Here is a 536-nt window from a genome sequence, read left to right as displayed (position 1 = left end):
TAGGGCAGGTAGGCCTGCTGGTACGGGTAGGCCGCGGCGGCTTCTTCGTTGAATTCGACGCCGATGCCGGGCTTCTCGCCCGGGTGCAGGTAGCCGTCCACGAAGGTCATGGACTGCTCGAACACGGTGTTGGTGGCGTCGGAGTGCTGCATGTATTCCTGGATGCCGTAGTTATGGATCGCCAGGCCCACGTGCAGCTGCGCGGCGAATCCGACCGGGGAAATATCGGTCGGGCCGTGGAAGCCGGACTTGATCTGGTACTGCGCGGCGAAGTCCATCACCTTCTTCAGCGGCGAGATCCCGCCGAAGTGCGTCGAGGCCGCCCGGACGTAGTCGATCAGCTGTTCCTTGATGATGCTCTGGTAGTCGTACACGGTGTTGAAGATCTCCCCGATCGCCAGCGGGGTGGTGGTGTGCTGGCGGACCAGGCGCAGCGCTTCCTGGTTTTCGGCCGGGGTGCAGTCTTCCAGCCAGAACAGGTCATACGGTTCCAGCGCCTTGCCCAGCTTCGCGGCCTGGATCGGGGTCATCCGGTG

General features: G+C 63.6%; 1 protein-coding gene. It reads right to left on the bottom strand.

Annotated features, from left to right (window positions below):
* The coding region (locus ABFP37_RS22525) for an enolase C-terminal domain-like protein (RefSeq protein ID WP_347035036.1) at positions 1-536 on the bottom strand (536 nt) is incomplete at both ends.

It is taken from the genome of Burkholderia sp. RS01 (assembly GCF_039748055.1).
Lineage (GTDB): Bacteria > Actinomycetota > Actinomycetes > Actinomycetales > Micrococcaceae > Arthrobacter.
Note: the sequence above shows the minus strand (reverse complement) of the source record. Positions and strands in the feature narration are given on the sequence as shown.